This window comes from Porphyromonas uenonis 60-3, assembly GCF_000174775.1.
Lineage (GTDB): Bacteria > Bacteroidota > Bacteroidia > Bacteroidales > Porphyromonadaceae > Porphyromonas > Porphyromonas uenonis_A.
In genome coordinates, this window is sequence record NZ_ACLR01000123.1 from 1 (window position 1) to 13,968 (window position 13,968).

General features: G+C 49.8%; 12 protein-coding genes and 1 pseudogene. All 13 read left to right on the forward strand.

Features of this window, described 5'->3' with window-relative positions:
• Positions 1-446 precede the first annotated feature (446 nt).
• Positions 447-1,613 carry an NAD(P) transhydrogenase subunit alpha gene (locus PORUE0001_RS04070; RefSeq protein ID WP_007365274.1) on the forward strand — a complete coding sequence of 389 codons (1,167 nt, stop codon included), beginning with the start codon at positions 447-449 and terminating at the stop codon, positions 1,611-1,613.
• A 147-nt stretch (positions 1,614-1,760) separates the two neighbouring features.
• Positions 1,761-2,069, forward strand: coding sequence for an NAD(P) transhydrogenase subunit alpha (locus PORUE0001_RS04075; RefSeq protein ID WP_007365250.1), 309 nt, complete (start codon positions 1,761-1,763; stop codon positions 2,067-2,069).
• Positions 2,066-4,609, forward strand: a complete 2,544-nt coding sequence (locus PORUE0001_RS04080) for an NAD(P)(+) transhydrogenase (Re/Si-specific) subunit beta (protein ID WP_007365234.1) — start codon at positions 2,066-2,068, stop codon at positions 4,607-4,609. The genes PORUE0001_RS04075 and PORUE0001_RS04080 overlap by 4 nt, the downstream gene beginning before the upstream one ends.
• A 219-nt stretch (positions 4,610-4,828) precedes the next feature.
• Complete coding sequence (locus PORUE0001_RS04085) at positions 4,829-5,611, forward strand: Rossmann-like and DUF2520 domain-containing protein (RefSeq protein WP_007365273.1); 783 nt, start codon at positions 4,829-4,831, stop codon at positions 5,609-5,611.
• Positions 5,608-6,189, forward strand: a complete 582-nt coding sequence (locus PORUE0001_RS04090) for a Maf-like protein (RefSeq protein WP_007365249.1) — start codon at positions 5,608-5,610, stop codon at positions 6,187-6,189. Before PORUE0001_RS04085 ends, PORUE0001_RS04090 begins: the two co-directional genes overlap by 4 nt.
• Positions 6,190-6,686: 497 nt before the next feature.
• Positions 6,687-6,815: pseudogene (locus PORUE0001_RS10030) on the forward strand (NAD-dependent epimerase/dehydratase family protein); the annotation flags it as partial.
• 39 nt (positions 6,816-6,854) lie between these two features.
• Entirely contained in the window at positions 6,855-8,177 is a 1,323-nt protein-coding gene (locus PORUE0001_RS04095; RefSeq protein ID WP_007365239.1) for a nucleotide sugar dehydrogenase, read from the forward strand.
• A gap of 31 nt (positions 8,178-8,208) precedes the next feature.
• On the forward strand, positions 8,209-9,285 hold the full coding sequence (locus tag PORUE0001_RS04100) for an NAD-dependent epimerase/dehydratase family protein (RefSeq protein ID WP_007365307.1): 1,077 nt from the start codon (positions 8,209-8,211) through the stop codon (positions 9,283-9,285).
• A 37-nt stretch (positions 9,286-9,322) separates the two neighbouring features.
• Entirely contained in the window at positions 9,323-10,366 is a 1,044-nt protein-coding gene (locus tag PORUE0001_RS04105; RefSeq protein ID WP_007365302.1) for a RimK family alpha-L-glutamate ligase, read from the forward strand.
• Positions 10,363-11,259 carry an arginase gene (locus PORUE0001_RS04110; RefSeq protein WP_007365243.1) on the forward strand — a complete coding sequence of 299 codons (897 nt, stop codon included), beginning with the start codon at positions 10,363-10,365 and terminating at the stop codon, positions 11,257-11,259. The genes PORUE0001_RS04105 and PORUE0001_RS04110 overlap by 4 nt, the downstream gene beginning before the upstream one ends.
• 47 nt (positions 11,260-11,306) lie before the next feature.
• Positions 11,307-12,554: an oligosaccharide flippase family protein gene (locus PORUE0001_RS04115; RefSeq protein ID WP_007365306.1), complete on the forward strand. Its 1,248-nt coding sequence runs from the start codon at positions 11,307-11,309 to the stop codon at positions 12,552-12,554.
• Positions 12,555-12,808: 254 nt separating this feature from the next.
• Positions 12,809-13,279 (forward strand): HU family DNA-binding protein, encoded by a 471-nt coding sequence (locus tag PORUE0001_RS04120; protein ID WP_262498090.1) that lies wholly within the window; start codon positions 12,809-12,811, stop codon positions 13,277-13,279.
• Positions 13,280-13,460: 181 nt separating this feature from the next.
• Positions 13,461-13,919, forward strand: a complete 459-nt coding sequence (locus tag PORUE0001_RS04125) for a serine O-acetyltransferase (protein ID WP_007365227.1) — start codon at positions 13,461-13,463, stop codon at positions 13,917-13,919.
• The last annotated feature ends 49 nt before the right edge of the window (positions 13,920-13,968 follow it).

Consider the following 13,968-nt stretch of genomic DNA (forward strand, 5'->3'; position numbering starts at 1 on the left):
CGGTCCTAAGCTCTAATTGAGCTGACTCATAACTAATAAGCAGAGGTCCCACTCTCCCGTGAGTGAGACCTCTGTTTTTTTGCAAAAAAAGAGAATAGCGTTTTCCAAAAAACCGTAGACATTGTAATACCAATGCGGGACTTACTTTTGGAAAACGCTACCCTCACTGCAAAGGTAGCAAATATGTTTGACACAAGCGTCACGGCTGTGTTGCTGATCAGGGCTAAACATTTGGATCTTGTAGCTTTAACGGAAGCGAACGCCCTCTCACTCAACATGATCCGAACGCTCCGTCGGCTTGAACGTAAGATTTGCGGGGTGCGCTCTTGTGACTTTGAAGTTAAGTGTGTATATTTGCGAAATGAAGGGGTGCAGGTGCGATACGGATGTTTTCGCAGGTAACCCACATTAGGCAGAAGACTATTCATTCACTACACATTTGAACTATGATAATAGGCGTACCTAAAGAAATTATGCACGATGAGGCTCGCGTAGCAGCGAGCCCCGAAGCAGTCAAGCAGTATGTCGCTGATGGACACACTGTACTATTTGAGCGTGGAGCTGGCGAAGGCGCAGCATATCACGACGAGGACTATCAGGCAGCTGGCGCTGAGCTGATACAAGGGCCAGAGGAGATCTTCCGCCGCGCGGAGATCATCATCAAGGTCAAGGAGCCACTCTTCAACGAGCAGCTCGGCAAGCATGAGATCGACATGATGCACAAGGGGCAGTACCTCATCACTTTCATTCACCCCGCCTCTCCAGTGAACCATGACATGGTACGCAAGATGGCTGCGCAGGGTGTCATCGGTCTCACCCTCGATGGTGTGCCTCGTATCTCTCGTGCGCAAAACCTTGATGCCCTCACCTCTATGAGTACTTGCGCGGGCTACAAGGGTATCCTGATGGCTGCCAACGATCTCTCTTTCTTCATGCCACAGATGTTTACCGCTGTCGGTAAGATCGACCCCGCCAAGGTGCTCGTCATCGGTGTCGGCGTAGCTGGTCTACAGGCACTCGCTACGGCTCGTCGTCTAGGCTGTATCACTTACGCAGCTGATATCCGTCCCGCAGCGTCTGAGCAGGCAACGAGTCTAGGTGCTAAGCCTATTGATCTAGGCATTCCCGCTGACAAAGCTGTCGCTCCCGGTGGCTATGCGCTACACCTAAGCCCTGAGCTACTAGAGCATGAACGCAAGGTGCTAGCTGATCACGTCAAGGACATGGACGTCATCTTCTGTAGCGCCCTCGTACCAGGCAAGATCGCTCCCGTAGTCATCACCGAGGAGATGGTCAAGTCGATGAAGCCCGGCTCTGTCATCGTTGATATCGCTATCGATCAGGGTGGTAACTGCGCTATCACGACTCCAGGCGAGCGTGACGTCAAGCACCACGTGGTCATCGAAGGTATCAAGAATATTCCCGGTATGCTTCCACAGAGCGCTACCTGGATGTTCTCGCAAAACATGTACAACCTCGTCAAGTACCTCGTCAAGGATGGCAAGATGCACCTTGATATGAGTGATCAGATCACCTCTTCTATCGTCGTCACGACCGAGGCTGGTGAGATCATCCACGAGGGTACTCTCGAGGCTATGGGACTCAAGAAGTAGCCTAGATTGAAGGAACTTGACTTCCCGCCCACTTTCTAGAGGTTAGACGTCAGAGTATATGATCCTAATGGGTCGTACTCTGGCTTCTAACCTCTACTTTCTCAATATCTAACCTCTTATCTCTAATCTCTAACCTCTAATCTCTCAATGAACCCACTGATCCTCGTCGCCATCTTCCTTGTGGCGACCTTCGTCGGCTACAAGCTCATCAGCAATGTGCCTAGCTTGTTGCACACCCCCCTCATGTCAGGGATGAACGCCCTGAGTGGCGTCACCATCACGGGAGCGCTCGCAGCCACTGCCACAGCTATCATAGCTCCAGACGGTAGTCTCTTCCAGCAAATCTTTGGAGTCGTAGCCGTCATCCTCGCCACCATCAATGTCGTCGGGGGCTTTGGCGTGACCAACCGCATGCTCCGTATGTTTACCAAAAACAAGAAAGGAGGCAAGGCATGAATACACTCATAGAGATCTCTAATCCCGTCTACTACGTCATCTGCGGGATCCTCAGCATACTCGTGCTCGCTGGCATCGCCATGATGAGCAAGGTCAAGAGCGCCGCTCGTGGTAACGCGCTCAGTGCTACCGCCATGGGACTAGGCGTCATCGTCACGCTTCTCAAGCTACAGGTCGTCACCTTCCCCTGGCTCATCGCAGGCATCCTCATCGGTGGTATCATCGGTGTCATACTCTACACACGAGTCAAGATGATTCAGATGCCCCAGATGGTGGCTCTGCTCAACGGTATCGGCGGTGGCGCTTCGGCGCTCGTCGGTGCTTTGACACTCTTCCAGCTTGAGGACAACGTACACTTCACGCTGGTCACCGCTTTCCTCGCAATCATCATCGGTATGCTCACCCTCGTCGGGAGCCTCGTCGCAGCGGGCAAGCTACATAGAGTACTGCCTCAGAAGTCGGTTGTCTGGCCGTTTCACAACGTAGCCACCTCGCTCACACTCGTCGTCGCCGTCTTCTTCCTACTCATCGGCACGATCAACTACCAGATGCCTACTGCCCTCCTCTACGCTATGATCGGCACGATGCTCTTCAGCGCGCTCTTCGGGCTTTACTTCTCCATACGTGTGGGTGGTGCCGACATGCCGATCACCATCAGCCTGCTCAACTCCCTGAGCGGTGTGGCTGGTGCGATCGCTGGTATGGCCATTGGCGACATCTTCCTTGTCGCTGTCGGTGGTGTCGTTGGCGCTTCGGGCCTCCTCCTCACGCAGATCATGTGCCGTGCGATGAACCGCTCGCTCATCAATATCCTCATCCCTCACGGCAAGGCAAAAGCTCCCGCCAAGCCTGCCACAGCTACCACAAAAGCTCCCGCTGCGCCTCAGCCTAAGCAAGAAAGCTCTCCTATCGACCAAGCTGTTGCGATGCTCCGTGGCGCTAAGCGCGTCATCATCGTGCCGGGCTACGGTATGGCTCTAGCACAAGCGCAGCAGGAGGTCAAGCAGTTGGCCGACAAGCTCGCTCGAAACGGTGCCGAAGTCAAGTACGCCATCCACCCTGTCGCTGGTCGTATGCCAGGACATATGAACGTGCTCCTCGCTGAGGCTAATGTAGACTACGATAGTCTCTACGAGATGGAGGCGATCAACGATCAGTTTGCCAATACCGATGCCGTTATCGTCATCGGGGCCAACGACGTCCTCAACCCTGCCGCCCGCAATGCCGAGGGGACGCCTATCTATGGTATGCCTGTCCTCAATGTGGATCAGGCGAAGCAGGTCATCATCTGCAACTTTGACCTCAAGCCTGGCTACGCTGGCGTCGAGAACCCGCTCTACAGCCGTGGCGAGGGCGTAGCCCTTTGTCTAGGCGATGCTAAGGCTACGATCGATCAGATCCTCTCTGGGCTGGACAGCTCCGCAGCTACCGCACAGCCCGCTAGCAGCAGTTCTGCTAGCGATCCTATTTCACAGGCTGCCGGCATGCTCCGTGGCGCTAAGCGCGTCATCATCGTGCCGGGCTACGGTATGGCTCTAGCACAAGCGCAGCAGGAGGTCAAGCAGCTCGCAGACAAGCTCGCTCGAAACGGTGCCGAGGTCAAGTACGCTATCCACCCTGTCGCTGGTCGTATGCCAGGACATATGAACGTACTCCTTGCTGAGGCCAATGTAGACTACGACAGTCTCTACGAAATGGAGGCAATCAACGATCAGTTTGCCAATACCGATGCCGTTATCGTCATCGGAGCCAACGACGTCCTCAACCCTGCCGCCCGCAATGCTGAGGGAACACCTATCTACGGTATGCCAGTCCTCAACGTGGATCAGGCGAAGCAGGTCATCATCTGCAACTACGACCTCAAACCTGGCTACGCTGGCGTCGAGAACCCGCTCTACAGCCGTGGCGAAGGCGTAGCCCTTTGCCTAGGCGATGCTAAGGCTACGCTCTCCAACCTGATGGATCGTTTGGATCATGCGGAGAGTGCTCCCGCAGCCCCCGCCGCCTCGTCAGCTACCAGCACAGCGACACCACTACAGTCTGCCACCGAGGTCCTGCACAATGCTAAGCGCGTCATCATCGTGCCGGGCTACGGTATGGCTCTAGCACAAGCGCAACAGGAGGTCAAGCAGTTGGCTGACAAGCTCGCTCGAAACGGTGCCGAAGTCAAGTACGCCATCCACCCTGTCGCTGGTCGTATGCCGGGACATATGAACGTCCTCCTCGCTGAGGCTAATGTAGACTACGATAGTCTCTACGAGATGGAGGCGATCAACGATCAGTTTGCCAATACCGATGCCGTTATCGTCATCGGGGCCAACGACGTCCTCAACCCCGCTGCGCGCAATGCTGAGGGAACGCCTATCTACGGTATGCCAGTCCTCAATGTGGATCAGGCGAAGCAGGTAATCATCTGCAACTACGACCTCAAACCTGGCTACGCTGGTGTCGAGAACCCGCTCTACAGCCGTAGCGAGGGTGTGACACTACTCATCGGTGATGCCAAGAAAACGCTCAGCGACCTGATCGACACGCTCTAATCGGCGACTTTCGTTGAGCCAGCTAACGGGCTCCTAAATACTCTCCATGGAGGCAATCGCACATTCCTCCGTGGAGAGTTTTGTAATTCGAGATTGTCCGTTAGCTAGTGCCACTAGGAACAAACCTCTAATCTCTAAAGTCTAACCTCTAACTTCTAAAGTCTAACCTCTAACCTCTAATTTCGTACCTTTGACACACCGCTCTATAGTTGATACTCCATGAAAGTCGTACTCATAGGCTCAGGAGGCGTAGCCACCTCCATAGCAGCTGCACTGGCGAGCCACGCCTCCACATCGCTTTGCGGCATTTACAGCCGTCAGCTAGCCCATGCCGAGGCGCTCCGTAAGCGCTTCGCACTCACCTGCCCTGTCACTGATAGTCTGCGACAGCTTCCCCTAGCCGACCTCTACATCATCGCCGTCAGCGACCAAGCCATCGCCGAGGTCGCCACGGCTCTGCCACCGCTAGACGGCTTGGTCGTCCACACCTCCGCCGTGACCCCCATCGACTGCCTCAGCGGACAACGCACCTACGGAGTCTGGTACCCGTTCAATAGCTTTGCCAAGGAGGTTGTCGTTCCCTTCGAGGGGCAAAAGGTTCTTTACCAGCTCGCCTCTGACGAGGGTTTGACCACCCTACAGCAGTGGAACGAACTTCTGCAGGTTGAGGCGATCCCCTCCACACTGGACCAACGGCTCTGGCTACACCTCGCGGGCGTGCTCGCCTCCAACTGTACCAATCGCCTTTACACCCTCTCGCACCGTCTGCTGACTCAGGCGGGTCTCCCCACCGATCTGCTCCATGGGCTCATCCTGCGCACCGCCTCGAAGGCGACCACGATAGATCCTTACGTAGCGCAGACGGGACCCGCCCGCCGGCACGACCTAGAGACCATCGCTCGCCACCGTGCACTACTCGAGCAATTGCCCGAATCGCAGCAAGAGGTATCGCAACTTTACAACCTATTCACCGAAGCCATCCTAGACGACTACCCACTATGAAAACTTACCGCTGGATCCTTGGTTCCCAATCGCCACGGCGCAAAGAGCTCCTCGCCACGCTTGGCCACCCCTTTGAGATACGCACCATCGAGGGACACAGCGAGGCTTACCCTGACACGCTACCTCTCGAAGAGGTGCCGCGCTATCTCTCCCAACTCAAAGCGGAGCAGCTACGACCCACACTACAAGCCGACGAACTGCTCATCACGGCAGACACGGTCGTCCTCCTCGACGGGCAAATCCTCGGCAAGCCTCACGACCTGGACGACGCACGACGTATGCTACGCCTCCTAAGCGGTCGCCAGCATGAGGTCGTCTCGGGCGTTTCGCTCACCACGACCGAGTGGCAGCGCTCCTTCGCGAGCCACACGCTGGTCACCTTCGCACAGCTCACGGACAGCGAGATAGACCACTACGTAGCGCACTACCAGCCACTCGACAAAGCGGGCGCTTACGGCATACAGGAGTGGATCGGCTACATCGGCGTCTCGCACATCGAGGGCTCCTTCTACAACGTCATGGGGCTCCCCGTGCAGCGCCTCTACCGCGAGCTACAAGACGCCGCCCTCCTCCCGTAGTTGGCGGTTGGCGGTTAGCTGTTGGCTGTTGGCTACGGGCACTAGTGCCACTAGAGCTACTAGCTCTTCCCTCTTCCCTCTCTCCTCCCCCCTCTAATCTCTAATCTCTTCCCTCTAACCTCTAACCTCTCCCCTCTAATCTCTAACCTCTAACCTCTAATCTCTTCCCTCTCCCCCCAAATCTCTCCCCTCGGTAGGAAATCCGAAATCTCCAGCGAGCAAATGAATTTTCTTCACGGAACCGGGAAATAAAAGTTCGGAAGAATGAAATGAAACTTCGGAAGAAAGATTTCGAAGTTCCGAAGAATTTTTTCGTTTCTCCGTGGATAATTAGCGATCTCCACCGAGGAATCCTTCGATTTCCTCCAGTGGTGCCTTTGAGGAGCTCATCTTCACGATGCCTCAGCTCTATGCGAATACCCCTGATTGCCCCAAAATATGTACATTTGCATTCAGATGTCAGAATGACCTCTTTCGGCCCCCATCTTTACACAAACATGAAACTACTAATCACTGGCGGAGCAGGATTCATAGGCTCTAACCTCTGCGAACACTTTCTCCGCGAGGGACACACCGTACGCTGTCTCGACAACTTCGCAACGGGCAAACCCGCCAATATCCTCCCCTAATACGCTTATATAGTAGATAAAAACCGTAGCACTACCATGAAGTCTATCGATGATATTAAAATTGCAGTCGCAGGAACAGGCTATGTGGGAATGAGTATTGCCACGTTGCTCTCTCAGCACCACCACGTCTCCGCTGTAGATGTTATACCAGAAAAGGTGGAAAAGATCAACAACAGGATCTCGCCTCTCCAAGATGATTATATAGAGAAGTTTTTTGCAGAAGAAAACCTACATCTAGACGCTACCCTGGATGGGAAAACAGCTTATTCAGATGCTGACTTTATTGTTATAGCTACACCCACCAATTACGATCCTGTAAAGAACTCTTTCGATACCAGCCGTGTGGAGGAGGTTATTGACCTCATACTCGAAGTAAACCCTCGAGCCATTATGGTTATCAAGTCCACTGTCCCTGTTGGCTACACGCGAAGTCTCTACATAAAGTATGCAAAAAAGGGCGTAAAGAGCCTCAACTTACTCTTTTGTCCAGAGTTCCTCCGCGAGAGCAAAGCTCTCTACGACAATCTCTATCCTAGTCGTATTATCGTTGGCTATCCCAAACTTATTAAGGGATTAGAGTACGAAGAGGAGAATAGAGCTATTATGTCAACCTGCGATGTAGCAATGATGAAAGAGGCAGCAGAAATCTTTGCAAGACTACTTCAGGAAGGTGCCATTAAGAAAGACATTCCCACTATCTATATGGGGCTAAAGGAAGCAGAAGCAGTTAAACTCTTTGCCAATACTTACCTAGCTTTACGCGTTAGCTTCTTCAATGAGCTAGATACATATGCCGAGTTGAAGGGGCTTGATACGCTGTCAATCATTGAAGGTGTAGGGCTTGACCCACGTATTGGATCTCACTATAATAACCCTTCCTTTGGTTATGGCGGTTACTGCCTACCTAAAGACACTAAGCAACTCCTAGCCAATTACACGGATGTACCGCAAAATATGATGACTGCTATTGTGGAAAGTAATCGAACTCGAAAGGACTTCATTGCTAATCAAATTCTCAAAAAGGCGGGATATTACGACTACGATGGTGACGCCTTTGATCCTGAAAGAGAGAAAAAGTGTGTAGTGGGGGTTTATAGATTGACAATGAAGACTGGAAGTGATAACTTTAGACACTCATCTATTCAAGGCGTGATGAAGAGGATAAAGGCGAAAGGTGCTGACATCATTATCTATGAACCTACTTTAGAAGATGGAACGACCTTTTTTGGTAGCCTTGTTGTCAATGACTTAGAGGAGTTCAAGAGAAAGTCCTCTACTATAATAGCCAATCGGTATGACAGTCAATTAAGTGATGTCTATGACAAAATCTATACTAGAGATTTATACCATCGAGATTAACAACAAGTGCTGATTCGCTACGACAAAGAGTATGTTAGATTATAATTTAGAATTAACCAGTAGAACAGTCTTAGTCACTGGAGTAGCTGGTTTTATCGGGGGGGCTTTGGCGAAGAGATTGCTCAATGATTTCGTCTCCATCAAGATAATAGGTGTAGATAACCTCACTTCCTACTATGATATAAGACTAAAAAAGGAGCGATTGAAGGATTTGATTGAATACGGAGATAGGTTCGTTTTCATTGAAGCCTCTATTGCTAACAAGGAAGTGGTAGAGCAATTATTTGCACAATATCGCCCCTCTGTCGTAGTCAACTTAGCTGCTCAAGCTGGAGTACGATATAGTATTTCGCATCCTGATACTTATATTGAGAGCAATCTCATTGGCTTTTTCAATATTCTAGAGGCTTGTAGGCACAGCTATGATGGGCTGAAGTCTGGAGTGGATCATCTGATTTATGCCTCTTCTTCTAGTGTTTATGGATCTAATACTAAAGTTCCATATAGTGTAGATGACAAGGTAGACAACCCTGTGAGCCTATACGCAGCAACGAAAAAAAGCAACGAACTGATGGCACACGCTTACAGTAAGCTCTTTAATATCCCTGCCACGGGATTGCGATTCTTTACGGTTTATGGTCCTTGTGGGCGTCCCGATATGGCCTACTTCGGGTTTACTGAGACATTACTAAATGACGGCACTATACAGATCTTTAACTATGGTAATTGCAAGCGAGACTTTACCTATATAGATGATATCGTCGAGGGCATTATTCGCATTATGCGACATGCTCCAGAGAGGAAGGTCGGAGAGGATGGGCTACCCATTCCTCCCTATAAGGTGTATAACATTGGCAATAACAATCCCGAAAACCTATTGGACTTCGTTCAGACACTGCAGGAAGAACTTGTCAAGGCGAGGGCTTTGCCGAGGGATTATGATTTCGCAGCCCATACAAAGCTTGTCCCCATGCAGCCTGGAGATGTTCCGATTACCTATGCCGACACAACTCCTCTAGAGGAAGATTTTGGATTTAAGCCCAATACGTCTCTAAGAGAGGGATTGAGAGCTTTTGTCCAGTGGTATGTAAAGTCCCATCTAGAGTAAGCTAGTAATTGCAACTACATTATTATATAGAAGCCATATGAAGATAGCTATAGCAAACTGCAAAGGCAGCTACTCCGACCACTGGATTGAGTACTGCAAGGAACACAACATCGCTTACAAAGCGATCAACCCATACGACACAGACATCATTGAGCAGGTAAGTGATTGCGATGCGTTTATGTGGCATCACCTTCATTGGCACTACAGAGATGTCCTCTTCGCCAAGCAGCTCCTATTCTCCCTCGAGCAGGCCGGCAAGGTCGTCTTCCCCAACTTTAGAACAGGTTGGCACTTTGATGACAAGGTGGGGCAGAAGTACCTCTTTGAGGCTTTAGGGGTGCAAGCTGCCAAGTCATGGGTATTCTATGATAAGAAGAGTGCCTATGAGTGGATTGAGACGACAGACTTCCCTAAGGTGTTTAAGCTCAGAGGCGGAGCAGGCTCGGCCAATGTAAGGCTAGCACGCTCCGCTAAGCAGGCGAGGAGATTTGTTCGCAAGGCTTTCGGGCGGGGCTATCCCCCCTCTAATCCTCTCTTTTCTGCAAAGACCCAGTGGCAGAACTTCCTCAAGGGCAAAGGTCGCCTTTATGATGTCGCTAAGTACATTGCTCTCTATCTCTTCCCGAAGCTTAAGGGAGGACACTTACTGCCACGGCATAAGGGCTATGCTTACTTTCAAGAGTTTATCCCCAATGAAGGGTTTGACTATAGATTGGAGATCGCAAACAATAAGGCAATAGCTATGGTGCGTATGTGTAGAGAAGGTGACTTCAGAGCTTCTGGAGGGCATGATGATAGGTATGACGCATCTCTAATTCCGCAAGACGTTGTTGAGTTTGCCTTTGAGTGCTATGATAAACTAGAAGTACAGTCCGTAGCTCTCGACATTGTCAGAGAGAAGGAGTCTGGAGAGTTATATCTGATAGAAGTATCCTATTGCTACGGACTGGATGAGGATGAGTTTGAGCATGGATACTGGACTCGTGATGGAGAGCATCATCGTGAGCCGTTTAATGGCGTATACTGGATGATGGAAGAAGTTATCAAAGCTGTCTCGTATAGTAAAGAGGGTACAGCATGAAAACATTTGATGTCATAGGTTACCCCATCAACTTAGGTTGCGATAAAGATGGCAACGAGTTAACCCCGTCTATTCTTAGGCGGGATGGTTGCTATACCTCCGCTAAGCATCACGTAAATGACTTGGGTGACCTACCCTGCACGCCAAGAGCTGCTATTATAGAGGAGAAGTTTGCTTCACACCCTAAGATCAAGTATCTCAAGCCTATCTTAACTGCATCTCGCCCCTTAGCTGAGCGAGTTATGCATTCGATAGCGCAACAACATATTCCTCTATGTGTGGGAGGAGATCATGTGATGGCATTCGGTAGTATTGCTGGAGTTGGCTTAACTAAGGGAGCTGACAACTTTGCTGTCATCTATATCGATGCACACGGAGACTTCAACACGGAGATTACCTCAGGTACGGGCAATATGCACGGTATGCATCTCTCCTATCTTATGGGATATGGAGAGGCTGACATCGCTAATTTTTGGGGCGTAAGTCCGCTTTTAAAGCCTCAAAACATCTACTTCTTGGGAGCTAGAGCTCTAGATCCTGGGGAGATAGAGATGGCTGCTAAGCTCAATATGTACATCCGTAGCTCCGAGCAGCTCAACGCCTCAGATCCCGCAGAGGTTATCGTTGATATTCTCTCTGACATCAAGCGCAAAGGTATCGACCATATCCATCTCAGCTTTGATGTGGATGTGATTGACCCCGAGTATGCACCTGGCACAGGCGTACCTGAAAAAAAAGGTATCCCCCCCGCTCTCGCCTACACACTCATTAGGCTATGTATGCAGTCGGATCTTGTGAAGTCTGTAGACATTGTGGAGCTCAATGCCAACCTCGATCAAGGTCGTATCACAGAAAGGGCTATGCAACAAGTACTTAAGATAATCCTAGAGTAGATAGAATAGGGTGTGTAGTGTCCAGTAAATTAAACAATCAAGTAGCAGTGACTCCGTCAAGGATAAAGAAAGCTCTGAGTGAGGAGAACAAGGTAGTTGCGGGAAACTTCCTCTTTCTTTTTCTCTTGAAGGGGGTGGACTTTCTCATTCCACTTCTTACGTTGCCCTATCTATTGCGGGTGATTGGGGCTGATGGTTATGGGCAGATTATGTTTGTCCTTGCTTTGATCAACTACTTCCTCAGCTTTGCATACTATGGCTTTAGCCTTACAGGGACGAGATTTGTAGCGGCAAATAAGCACAGCAAGCACCGACTGCAGTACATCTACACGGTTGTCAACTCTACAAGAGCATTTCTTTGCCTCATATCCTCTCTACTCATAGTAATACTAGTGTTTACCATACCCTCATTTAGAGCGTATGCGACGCTATACATTCTATTCATTCCGATGATATGGGGCGGAGCTCTCCTAGCTGACTGGATGTATCAAGGCATTGAGCGGATGAAGTTCATCGCCCTCTTAAACACGGGGCTACGTCTTATCTTTCTTGTTGCGGTCTTTGCGTTCATACATGACAAGGGCGACCTTTGGATCTATCCGCTATCCCTCTCCCTCGCCTATATTGTGTGTGCTATCATTAGCCACTACCTGCTAAAACGTATATTGGGACTAAAGTTCAGATTGTGTCGCCTTAGGCATATCACGAGGATGCTAAAAGAGGACTTTCCTATCTTTGTTAATCAGTTTGTACCCACTCTGTACAACAATACGAGTGGCTTCATCCTAGGGCTGCTAGCACCGATCTCCACCGTGGGTATCTACTATGCCATTAGGAAGATTGCAGATATCTTCGTGACCTTGACCGACCTCTTCACAAGAGCCATCTTCCCCAATATTGTTCGTAACCATAGTCGCTTCCGAGTCTACAGCCGTAGTATGCTTGTCGTAGGCTTCGTGTACTGCTTAGCTCCTATCCTCTTGGCAAGACTTGTCTTCCTCTACCTCAATATGCCCCTTGAGGGAAACGTTGTGATTCTAGCTATATTAATGCTCGGGGTGCTTGGAATAGTATTCTATGATGTGTATGGCGTCAACTACCTCATCGCCAAAGGGCATGACAAGGCCGTAATGAGCAATACACTTATAGCCTCCCTGATATGCTTTGTGCTGGCTTATCCTATGATTCAGTATTTGGGCATCTTGGGGGCTGCAATCAATCTCTCCTTTGCAAGAGTCTTGATGGGTGGAGGGGTATTCCTCCAGTATAGGCGGAAGAAGTCCTTAGCAAGGTGACAGAGGTCGATGGCGATAAGTGTTGATAAGCTCCTAATGTAAAAGGATATTGCTATAATGGGAAATAGTTATCTTTGCAACGAAGTCGTGAAATACGACCCCAAAGAAGTCGTTAAGGAGACGATACTATCCTTATAGGAGACGATACTATCTACTCGAAGAGGATAGCAGGAAAAGTATTTCATAGAGTACCATTAACATTTTAACCATTTGATGCGATGATCAATTTTCAATTGAAGAGCCGATAGCTGAAAATCGGCAAACACAAGGGCAAGACGATGTACTATGCCCAAGCAGACAAAACACGTGTCATCCCCTTTGAGGAAGTCATCAAAGACATTGCTGAGATGAGTAGCCTCACGACAGGTGATGTGCGAAACGCTATCGACCGCCTAGCCTACTACCTCAAGCGTGAGCTCGCTGAGGGCAACACTGTCCAGCTCGGACAGATTGGTACCTTCAGAATGAATACTGCCAGCAAGTTTGTAGAGACACCCGAGGAGGTCAACGCCTCCATCCTCAAGGAGTCCAAAGTACAATTCGGACTCAGCTTCCATCTGAAGGAAGCGAAAGACAGCCTCCGTGTAGCGGTCTTCAACCCCTACACCCAAAAGAAATTAGGCAACGCAGGCACTGATCCCAACGCTGGTGGCGGAACAACCGACCCCAATGCAGGAGGTGGTAGCAACCCTGGGACTAACGAAGAAGACAATATCGGCATCTAGTCCCTAACGAAAGAAAAGCTCTCGGAGCCGTCTCCGAGAGCTTCCTTATAGCAAACTTAGAGTAACAATGAGTGATATGACAACACACCAATTGATATTATCAGATTTATATCGTTATACCGAGAGCCACTCTGTAAAAAGTTTTCTGAGACACCTTTTCTTGACTCCAGGCTTTCGATATATGACCTATATGAGGCTTGCGAGTAGCTACCGCAATGGCAAGGGGCTAAAAAAAATAGCATACTACTATTTACGCTTTAGAGTAATGATGCTGCAAAGGCGCTATGGGATACAGATTTCCCCATCTACTAGTATCGGTAAGGGATTCTATATTGGACACTTTGGAACTATTGTGGTCTCTCCTCTTGCTACAATTGGAGACAACGTCAACATTTCGCAAGGTGTAACTATAGGATACGCTAATAGGGGGGAAAGAAAAGGAGCCGCGACTATTGGCAACGAGGTCTACATAGGCCCAGGAGCAAAAATTGTAGGTAGGGTGACGATTGGAAATAATGTAGCTATTGGTGCTAATGCAGTGGTAACACACGATGTCCCTGATAATGCAGTAGTGGGTGGAGTCCCAGCAAGAATCATATCCTACGATGGGGCAATAGGCTACATCAATAGAAAAGTGTGATCTACAAATAGTGACATCCTGAGACCTCCTTAGCAATCACTTATTCACC

Coding starts and splice junctions, on each gene's coding strand:
- PORUE0001_RS04070 (WP_007365274.1), top strand. CDS start 447: ATGATAATAGGCGTACCTAAAGAAATTATGCACGATGAGGCTCGCGTA.
- PORUE0001_RS04075 (WP_007365250.1), top strand. CDS start 1,761: ATGAACCCACTGATCCTCGTCGCCATCTTCCTTGTGGCGACCTTCGTC.
- PORUE0001_RS04080 (WP_007365234.1), top strand. CDS start 2,066: ATGAATACACTCATAGAGATCTCTAATCCCGTCTACTACGTCATCTGC.
- PORUE0001_RS04085 (WP_007365273.1), top strand. CDS start 4,829: ATGAAAGTCGTACTCATAGGCTCAGGAGGCGTAGCCACCTCCATAGCA.
- PORUE0001_RS04090 (WP_007365249.1), top strand. CDS start 5,608: ATGAAAACTTACCGCTGGATCCTTGGTTCCCAATCGCCACGGCGCAAA.
- PORUE0001_RS04095 (WP_007365239.1), top strand. CDS start 6,855: ATGAAGTCTATCGATGATATTAAAATTGCAGTCGCAGGAACAGGCTAT.
- PORUE0001_RS04100 (WP_007365307.1), top strand. CDS start 8,209: ATGTTAGATTATAATTTAGAATTAACCAGTAGAACAGTCTTAGTCACT.
- PORUE0001_RS04105 (WP_007365302.1), top strand. CDS start 9,323: ATGAAGATAGCTATAGCAAACTGCAAAGGCAGCTACTCCGACCACTGG.
- PORUE0001_RS04110 (WP_007365243.1), top strand. CDS start 10,363: ATGAAAACATTTGATGTCATAGGTTACCCCATCAACTTAGGTTGCGAT.
- PORUE0001_RS04125 (WP_007365227.1), top strand. CDS start 13,461: ATGACCTATATGAGGCTTGCGAGTAGCTACCGCAATGGCAAGGGGCTA.